This is a genomic window from uncultured Paraglaciecola sp. (assembly GCF_913058035.1).
Classification (GTDB): Bacteria; Pseudomonadota; Gammaproteobacteria; order Enterobacterales; family Alteromonadaceae; genus Paraglaciecola.
In genome coordinates this window covers 1-7,818 of record NZ_CAJXPA010000185.1, presented here as the reverse complement: position 1 = coordinate 7,818, position 7,818 = coordinate 1, and the positions used below count along the sequence as shown (strand labels likewise).

At 37.0% G+C, this 7,818-nt stretch carries 9 protein-coding genes and 1 pseudogene; 8 read left to right on the top strand and 2 right to left on the bottom strand.

Features of this window, described 5'->3' with window-relative positions:
- Positions 1-140: 140 nt before the first annotated feature.
- Positions 141-569 carry a hypothetical protein gene (locus QZ562_RS17750; RefSeq protein ID WP_293763146.1) on the bottom strand — a complete coding sequence of 143 codons (429 nt, stop codon included), beginning with the start codon at positions 567-569 and terminating at the stop codon, positions 141-143.
- Positions 570-667: 98 nt separating this feature from the next.
- Here QZ562_RS17750 and QZ562_RS17745 point away from each other — a divergent pair, with 98 nt between their 5' ends.
- The 5 genes and pseudogenes from QZ562_RS17745 (at position 668) to trmL (ending at position 3,956) form a co-directional block, all read left to right on the top strand.
- Positions 668-1,042, top strand: coding sequence for an ATP-binding protein (locus QZ562_RS17745; protein ID WP_293763143.1), 375 nt, complete (start codon positions 668-670; stop codon positions 1,040-1,042).
- A 369-nt stretch (positions 1,043-1,411) separates the two neighbouring features.
- Positions 1,412-1,546, top strand: a pseudogene (locus QZ562_RS21350) (delta-class carbonic anhydrase); the annotation flags it as partial.
- Positions 1,547-1,783: 237 nt separating this feature from the next.
- A complete protein-coding gene (locus tag QZ562_RS17740; protein ID WP_293763140.1) occupies positions 1,784-2,215 on the top strand; it encodes a CBS domain-containing protein in 432 nt (143 codons plus the stop codon).
- Between the two features lie 74 nt (positions 2,216-2,289).
- Positions 2,290-3,246, top strand: coding sequence for an alpha/beta fold hydrolase (locus QZ562_RS17735; protein ID WP_293763137.1), 957 nt, complete (start codon positions 2,290-2,292; stop codon positions 3,244-3,246).
- A gap of 245 nt (positions 3,247-3,491) precedes the next feature.
- Positions 3,492-3,956: a tRNA (uridine(34)/cytosine(34)/5-carboxymethylaminomethyluridine(34)-2'-O)-methyltransferase TrmL gene (gene trmL / locus QZ562_RS17730; protein WP_293763149.1), complete on the top strand. Its 465-nt coding sequence runs from the start codon at positions 3,492-3,494 to the stop codon at positions 3,954-3,956.
- 73 nt (positions 3,957-4,029) lie between these two features.
- Here the strand turns inward: trmL and fre are convergent, their stop codons facing one another.
- Positions 4,030-4,728, bottom strand: coding sequence for an NAD(P)H-flavin reductase (gene fre / locus QZ562_RS17725; protein ID WP_293763135.1), 699 nt, complete (start codon positions 4,726-4,728; stop codon positions 4,030-4,032).
- 247 nt (positions 4,729-4,975) lie between these two features.
- On the opposite strand from fre, the gene QZ562_RS17720 reads away from it, so the two are divergent.
- From QZ562_RS17720 to QZ562_RS17710, 3 genes are all read left to right on the top strand, one after another.
- Positions 4,976-5,212 (top strand): TIGR02647 family protein, encoded by a 237-nt coding sequence (locus tag QZ562_RS17720; RefSeq protein WP_293763133.1) that lies wholly within the window; start codon positions 4,976-4,978, stop codon positions 5,210-5,212.
- Between the two features lie 128 nt (positions 5,213-5,340).
- Positions 5,341-5,973: a tetratricopeptide repeat protein gene (locus QZ562_RS17715; protein ID WP_293763129.1), complete on the top strand. Its 633-nt coding sequence runs from the start codon at positions 5,341-5,343 to the stop codon at positions 5,971-5,973.
- 739 nt (positions 5,974-6,712) lie between these two features.
- The coding region (locus QZ562_RS17710; protein ID WP_293763126.1) for an RNB domain-containing ribonuclease at positions 6,713-7,818 on the top strand (1,106 nt) is incomplete at its 3' end.

The window sequence follows — 7,818 nt, the reverse complement described above, 5'->3', positions numbered from 1 at the left end:
CAGGTAGATATTCCTGTTAATAAAACTGCCATATGAAGACTTATGATTGATGAAATGGAAAAAAATGACACCAAAGGGCTGCCGTTATAATTTTCTTTTGAGGGTGCTCGCTTTATATCGACGATAACTCTTGATGCCTTTTACCTTTCTTCCCATGCTTGCTCCTTGCTCCTTTCTTCTTTCCTTTCTTCTTTCCTTTCTTCTTTCCTTTTTTCAGCAGCCTTAGCTTGCTGCTTTGGAGTAAGTTGATTCCAAATGTCATGTTGGGTTTTGGCTTTCAATATCGCTATTGTCAGAAAATTAGCCTGGTATTCATTATTAAGGGTTTGCCAAGTATCAGCGTTTAAGTCATCACTTTGCACTAATAGCTGCTCTGCTTGCTTATAAACTTTTAATTTGGCTTTAATTTTTTTACCACTTGCTTTGTTTTCATTCTTAATATCGTTAACGGTAGCAAGTTGATCTTCTGATATGTTTAAACGTTTGAATTTTTTGCTTTTTAGTTTACCTTTTTTCCATCTCGTAACGCCCTTTCCTTGTCGCTCAGCCTTGAGCGCATCAAAAAACATGACAAATTCACCTTGCTGGGCTTCGGTTAATAAATTCCATCCTTGATTTTTTTAATATTACAGATGCCCAGTTTGAGGCTGAACACAAAAATAAGGAAGTGTCTTATTGGACAGATGAACATATCAATTTGCATATAGAGCCTCAGTTATTGAGTAGTGCCATAGAAAATATTTTACGCAATGCGATTCATTATTCTGATTATCCCATTCAGGTTTCTGTGTCAGTGAAAGGTAAATATATAGAGTGGGTAATAGAAGATGATGGCAATGGTATTGAAGAAAATCATATAGATAAAATATTTGAAGCATTTTACCGAGAATCTTCTGCTCGCGATAGAAATAGTGGTGGAGTAGGATTAGGCTTAGCTATTGCACAACATGCTATAAGTAACCATCAAGGTTTTATTCAAGCAAGCAATAAACCCCAAGGTGGATTACTTGTTAAAATGTCGATCCCTTTCACAAGGCCTTGAATATCAATTAAGGTAATTTTATATTTGAAGGCTTTGAGCATCTTTATTAACAATAATGATTTTCACCTATGTAGATTAAAATATTTAATCCGAAAAGACTCATTCTTAGTGTGTTATTTCTATCCTTTTTGGCACCTAATTTACTCGCCGCTACATACGAAGGTCTTAACCTCAACATACAGAGATATTGATTAATTGCATTGAGAAAGTAGCATATGACTTCTTTAGTACCCAACAGCACTGAGATGAATTTATGTGATATTCACTTTACAAAAATTCACTTCACAAAATTGCTATGAACATTGACGACTAAAATTATGATGGCACAGTCCGAAACGATTATCATAAAGCGACTGCACTCCTCACAACGAAGTCGTTCCAGTAGACTTCATTGGCTCTACAGCCGGCCTCAGTCATTCCGAAGAAAAAGGTTTATCAATAGATATCACTTGGAGTGTTCGTCCTCAGCATGCAAGAGTATCTTTATATAGTTTAGCTACTTAGTGTGACAGCAATGCGCTTGGAAAAGATCCTATACATTATCTGCGTAAACTTGTTACTTTACCTGCGCTATACTCTAAAATATAGCAGTATGATTTGAGTACCTTATCGAAGAAGTACCCGGCAGTTGGCATAACCAACAAAATTTTGTATAGAGGTGATTTTTTGACTTTTATTGCACTAGTTTCAAGGTTACGGTTAAGTCTGTCTTATTGGGATTTAAAATAGGCAAGGAGATATATGTTAATTGAGCGAATTATGACTACACCAGTAGTGACTGTGACACTGGATGATACCTTACGTGTGGTAAAACATATTTTTGAAAATGCTAAGTTCCATCATTTGCTGGTGGTAGAAAAAGGTAAGTTATATGGCGTGATATCAGACCGTGATTTGCTTAAATTTATTAGTCCATTTATCGGGACAGTTCAAGAAACGGTTCATGATAAGTTTACTTTGAGCAAAAAGGTGCATCAAATAATGAGTCGTAAGCCTATTACACTTAAACCATCAGCTAACATATACGAGGCAATCAGTTTATTTAATCAACACAATATCTCTTGTATCCCCATAGTGAATGAAATGGACGAACCCGTTGGTATTCTAAGTTGGCGCGATATACTTCGTGTAATTGAAGACAATTACAATAAAAAGCTTAGTAAGGCTAAGTGATTTAGTTTTGCGCTGTGAATAAAGGATTAATCGTGTGTATTGCATATTTTTCATTTTAAAATATAAGGTTGTATATGTCTCAGTTTGTACTTTGTTCTGAAGATAATCTGGCATCAAAGTATGTAACTATTATCCAACCTTTCTGGCTTGATAAAGTTCTACATGGAACACTAGAGGGTGTGGGAAAAGTGGACATTGCTTACGCTTATGTATTAAACGCACAGGCTACTGGTTCTATAGTGATATCGTCTGGCCGTATTGAAAGTTTAATCAAATATAAAGAAATCATATATGATCTCTATGAAAATGGATATTCAGTATTTATTCACGATCATAGAGGGCAGGGATTATCAGGGCGTATGTTGACTAATCCACAAATAGGTTATGTGGAAAACTTTGCTGAATATGTGACTGATTTTAAGAAATTCATTGATAATGTGGTCATTAAAAAAACTCGACATAAACCAAAACTATTGTGTCATTCGATGGGTGGAGCAATTGGCTTTTTGACAGTGTTACGTTATCCGGAGTTATTTGAAAAGGTTGCATTTTCAGCACCTATGTTCGGCATTCGCCCAGCCTTACCCAATTGGCTTGCTAGTTTAATGTTAAGTTTACACGGAGCACTAAACAAACAGACAGCTTACTTTTTTGGACAGAAAGACTATAACAACCAACCCTTTGACGCTAATGAGTTAACTCACAGTGAGATTAGATATCAAATTTTTCGTCAAGAGTATCAAATAGCACCAGAATTGCAGTTAGGTGGAGTCAGTGGACATTGGCTTAAAATGGCAACACATGCGATGGACGAAATAGAACAAAATGTGCATCGATTTCCTATACCTGCGTTAGTTATTCAGGCTGGAGCAGATCAAATCGTGGATAACAAACGCCAAAGTAGGGTGGTGGCAAAAATGGCACATACTGAGCTAAGAGTGATTCAAGGTTCCAAACATGAATTGTTAGAGGAGCAAGATAAATTTAGAGTGCCTTGTTTAGACGCTGTTTTAGATTTTTTTAGAAAATAGCAAACCGCAGTTAATGTTACAGACTAGGCTATAAGCAATTTTTCCAGATGTAATGACCACATAAATGACCGTGTTTTTTAAAAACTTAAGTTTAATTAGTTTAAAGCACACATAGGAGCTCACTAAAATTAGGAGCTCACTAAAATTTATTGATAGCTGTTAAAAGATAAAGATTAACTAAGAGTTAAACCATTTTGCTGGTTTTTGTTATTATGCCAACATCATATGTAACTGAAATCATACTCATGCTCGATATAGTTCTCTACCAACCTGAAATACCCCCCAATACGGGCAATATTATCCGCCTATGCGCAAATACGGGTTTTGCATTGCATTTAATAGAGCCATTGGGGTTCGATTGGGATGATAAAAAAGTGCGCAGAGCTGGATTGGATTATCATGAGTTCGCAAAGGTGCAACGTTATCCAAACCTTGAAGCTTACATCCAAGCTTGCGCACCGAAACGAATATTTGCCTGCACCACAAAAGGCAAAGCGTTTTTTGCAGATGCCCAATATCAACTTGGAGATGCATTATTATTTGGCCCGGAAACTCGAGGTTTACCTGATGAGGTTATTCAGTCTTTGCCACTTCAGCAGCGTGTGCGTATCCCTATGTTGCCAGAAAGCCGCAGCATGAACTTGTCGAATGCTGTGTCGGTATTTGTTTATGAAGCATGGCGACAATTAGCCTTCAAGGGTGCAGTCTAATTATTATCAGTGCAAAATATTCGGTCAGGATGACAATATTTAGGAATTTAAATAAGTGCCTAAATATTGATACTTAAATAAATGCGTATGCATCGCCAAATAACGAGGTTATAGGCAAGCCTTGTTTAACAAAATCATCGCGCACTACTTTTGCCATTTCAAAACGGCCTGCTACATATACATGATATTTAGCGAAGTCTTGAATGTCTTCGATCACTGCTTGATGTACCCAACCTGTTTTACACATCCAACCTGCTTCAGGAAACTCCACCACTGGAATAAAAGTAAACAATGGATGTTGTTGCATCTGAGTATTTAGGTTATCGAAAGCATACATATCTGCAATTGTGCGTGTCCCCCAGTATAGAATCACTGGCCCTTCAAGAGGTTTGCTGAGAAGTTGCTGCAAAATGGACAATGTATACGAAAAGCCTGTTCCTCCTGCAAGTAATATGGTGGTATTTGCCCCGGACGGTCTAAGAAAAGCTTTTCCCAATCCTCCTTCGACATCTATTACTCCATCTTTTTCCATCTTATCGATTACTTGCCCTGCATATTGGTTTCCTGGCTCAGCACCAATGTGTAACTCTACAGTTCCATCCAGGCGAGGCGCATTAGCAATCGAAAAAGGCCGTCTGTCATTTTCACCCATAACTACTTGCAAATATTGACCAGCAATAAAGCTTAGGGGTGAATCTGGAATTAATACAATACGTTTGATTGTGTCTGTAAGGGCTTCAATTTTTTCTACCTTACATTGAATTATTTGCATGGATCTCTTCTGGTTAGTTTAATATTACTTGAATATGATTATTTAAAATAACCTTTGATATTCATCGGTTTGGGCTTTAGTCTCAATAATCTATTATAAACATGTGGCTAGTTTTATACGAGTCGTAATTAAGTGAAAATGCTAGGTTTTAGTGAGAGTTATGCAAATGAATGCCTTGTTCCGCTTGAATCTAATACTAGCCCTCTCTATGCACGGGACTTAAGGGCATAATTTATGAGGAATAAAAATGACATTTACGAACGATATGGTGGCAGAACTGAACTTATTGTTAAAGTTTCCTAACAAAAGTTTGATGCAGGGTTTGAAAATCCATCACGACGCTGAACCATCAGCAGTTGCCGCAGCAAAGAGGTTGTTCGACAAAGGTATAGTGACTTTACCTGACGGCGGATATTTAACTGATTTAGGCCATGACTTATTCGAGCATGCGCTGGTTGTGAAAATGGCGCTGACAAATAAATAAAATGTGATGTTGTCGTTATGGATAAAAATTTAGCTTGTTTATGTTTTAGGGTCTATTGACCCTAAAACATTTATAAAAAAAATATTATTGCCGATATAAGAGTAGTCTCAAGAATTAGATGTTTTTTTATGTGTGTATTCAAACCTTTATATTTATTTTGTTGTGCATTAAATTTTGTTGCTTTTGTTAGTGCTGCTGAGGATATACAAGCTGTTCAGCTGTATACGCAGGACGAGTTGCTGAGCTTAATAAGTAAAAATGAACATTTGAATCAAGTTGTGCTTGATGACTGTCAGCTAGTACAAGATATTCAGGCAAGTGCAGATGTTCTTAAAATTCCTAGCTATCAATTTTTATGGGGTGATATGTTGGCCTGGGGAATTTGTGTAGACAAGGATCCAATGCGAGGCATCTATTTTATGCATCAAGCTGCAGAGCAAGGTCTTTCGGCTGGATTAGAACAGTTAGGTCGTTATTACTCTCAAGGTAAACTTGTTCAACAGGATAGAGAAAGAGGTGTGATTTTTTTACGTGAGGCCTCTGCACTTGGACATCTAGCAGCACAAATACAATTGGCAGAATTGTTTCTTGAAGGATACGGCAGTCCTTATGATTACGAGGATGTTTATAACAGGTTGTACAACTCAGTTACTGCAGATCAACCAACCCATCAAAGAATAAAAAATTGTATGCAAGGCTTAGGGAAGCTAATGGGGCCCATAGCAATACGCAAAGCTAAAAGAAGCTTAATACTTAATTAGTTAATTTTTTGTATATCAACACTGATAGTGATTTGATCGATGTTTACCTGTTTGTAACATTATATTTTCTCACAAACTCATGATTTAAAAATTGGGAGGAAAACTGAATCAAGTTTCTCAATTAATATGAATGTTGTAATGCCCACCAATTGCGATTCGATATGCACCAAAACAATACCTAAATTGAAAGACCTGTTAAAACAACAATGTTATTGGAATATTTTCCTAGATGTTCAAACCAGAACTTTTCATCATCTATTAATCCCACGAGATGAATGATTTCTGTCTACTTACACACTATTTCTCTTAATTATATTTGACATTTTTTTAAATGGTTTTGTAAGACCATAAATCTATTGTTGATCAAATACTGCTTCAAAATCGTTTCAGGACGAAGAGCAAATAGAAATCACGAGCCTTGGTTTTAATTTAGGAATAAAGTATGCAATCTATTAAAACGCTTAAGTTTTTTTTCAGGGAATTTGCATGCCTTTACGAGCATTTTTTTATTGTTAACTATAGAAATTTATTCCAAAAAAATTGTTATTATAGAAAGAGTTGATATGGAAATTTGAGCCTTCAGAAGATGAAATACATGAAAGATTAAAGGTATTTCGAATGAGTTAAATAAGGGCGAATTAGTTGAACTATTGTAGTATCTGTTAAAAAGTCCTATTTGGAGCTGCTCATTTAGTTATACTGATGGATTATTCTTATTAATTAGGAAATTTTTCGCCCTATGAGCGACGACCCTTTTTACCAACGCGAAAAAGAAAAATACGAAAAGCCTGTTGCTAGCCGTGAATATCTCCTTGAACTTTTAGTCGCAGCTAAAAAACCTTTATCTTTTCTGGAATTTTGTCAGTTACTTGATGCAAAAGATGAGGACAGTCGTATTGGTATCCAACGTCGACTTCGAGCAATGGAGCGCGAAGGACAAGTTGAGTTTAATCGTGACAAAAAGTATGCAAAACTCAAAACAGAGGACCTTATCCAAGGTCGGGTAATAGGTCATCGAGATGGTTTTGGTTTTTTAAAACGCGATGACGGTGATAAAGACTTGTTCATTCATAATGCACAAATGTCCATGGTGTTGCATGGCGATGTAGTGCTGGTAAAAGAAAGTGGTACAGATAACCGCGGCAGACGAGAAGCTAGAATTGCTAAAATTGTTGAACCTCGAACTGAGCCGATAGTAGGTCGTTATTTTTTTGAAAATAACGTGGGTACAGTAATCCCTGATGATAGTCGTATTAATCACGAAATAATGATCCCCACAGAACAAACAAACGGAGCCCGCCAAGGGCATATTGTTGTGGTAGAAATTGTCCAACGTCCTCGTAAGCGCGTCAATGCTATTGGTAAAATTATTGAGGTATTAGGTGAGCATATGGCACCTGGTATGGAAATCGATATGGCGCTACGCACTTTTGACATTCCGCACCATTGGCCAAAAGGCGTCGATAAACAAGTCAAGGGTCTTAATGAACAAGTCCCTGAAGAAGCAAAACAAGGACGTATTGATTTAAGACAATTACCCTTAGTTACTATAGATGGTGAAGATGCCCGTGATTTTGATGATGCCGTTTTTTGTGAACCACTAGAGAATGGTGGTTGGCAATTGTGGGTGGCTATAGCTGATGTAAGTTACTACGTTCGTCCAGGTACCGCACTTGATAGTGAAGCACAAAATCGTGGTAATTCGGTTTATTTCCCTGAACAAGTCATTCCAATGTTGCCTGAAGTCTTATCGAATGGATTATGTTCACTTAATCCTCAAGTTGACCGTTTATGTCTGGTTTGCGACTGTCTCTTATACCCACATGACGCTGCCGACGAAGGGGT